Source organism: Nocardioides marmoraquaticus (genome assembly GCF_054777915.1).
The window spans coordinates 1-1,263 of record NZ_BAAHAA010000053.1 but is presented as its reverse complement, the minus strand read 5'-3'; the positions used below and the strand labels follow the sequence as shown (position 1 = coordinate 1,263).

At 66.7% G+C, this 1,263-nt stretch carries 1 pseudogene; it reads right to left on the bottom strand.

The annotated features are described in order from the left end of the window. Nucleotides 1-41: 41 nt before the first annotated feature. Nucleotides 42-1,213 (bottom strand): annotated as a pseudogene (locus ACYU8I_RS18835) (IS3 family transposase). Nucleotides 1,214-1,263: the final 50 nt, after the last annotated feature.

Genomic DNA, 1,263 nt, shown 5'->3' with positions numbered 1-1,263 from the left:
GGGACTGCTGAAGGTCTGGTTGTCACTTGGGGTGTGTGGTTTCAGGCCGCGTCAGCGGCCGTGTAGATGGTCTCAAACTCGATCGGGGTGAGCTTGCCGAGACCGCGCTGGCGGCGTCGGCGGTGGTAGGTCCGTTCGGTCCAGGTGACGATCGCGAGCCGGAGCTCTTCGCGGGTGCGCCAGCGTTGGCGGTCCAGAACGTTCTTCTGCAGTAGCGCGAAGAACGACTCCATCGCGGCGTTGTCCCCGGCGGCTCCGACGCGGCCCATCGACCCGGTCAGGCCGTGGTGCTTGAGCTCTTCGACGAAGCGCCGCGACCTGAACTGACTGCCCCGGTCCGAGTGGACGGTGCAGCCGGTGACCGCGGCAGGTCCGCCGCGACGAGCCACGGCGCTGGCGAGGGCGTTGACCGCGATGCGGGTCTTCATCCTGGAGTCGATCGAGTAGCCCACGATGCGTGCCGAGTAGACGTCCTTGATCGCGCAGAGGTAGAGCTTGCCCTCGTCGGTGTGATGCTCAGTGATGTCGGTCAGCCATAGCTCGTTCGGCGCGTCCGCGGTGAAGTCACGCTCGACGAGGTCGTCGTGGACCGGCGGCCCAGGGCGCTTCGCAGCGCCTCGCTTGCGGCTGTGGGCGGAGAAGATCCGGGCTTGTGAGCACAGTCGCCAGACCCGTCGCTCGGAGGCGACGTGGCCGGCAGCGGCGAGCTCGTCGGCCACGAACCGGTAGCCGAACTCGGGGTCGTCGGCGTGGACGTCGAGTGCGGCGTTGGTCAGGTAGGCATCAGCCAGGTCGCGGTCGCTGACTGGGTTGCGGTCCCAGGCGTAGAAGGCTTGGCGGGAGAAGCCCAGCACCCGGCAGGTCACCGCGACAGGAATCTTGTCGGCGGCAAGGTCACGGACCAGCGGGAATGTCATTTTGGGGACTGCCCCAGCTTCAGATTCGCTTGTGAGAGATACGCCGCTGCACGTCGCAGGACCTCGTTCTCCTGTTCGAGGAGTCGCACCCTCTTCCTCAGCTCACGGTTCTCGGCGTTCTCGGCCGTCGTGACGCCCGGCTTCAGGCCGTCATCGACGTCGGCCTTCGTCAGCCAGTTGCGCAGACACGACTCGCTGATGCCGAAGTCCTTGGCGATCTGCGCGACCGGGGCTTCGCCTCGCCGGGCGACCGCGACGACGTCGTCGCGGAACTCCTTGGGGTGGGGAGCGGGCATGGTCGACATCCTTCCAGCGGCGACAGATGTCGCCACAGATCAGATGACAA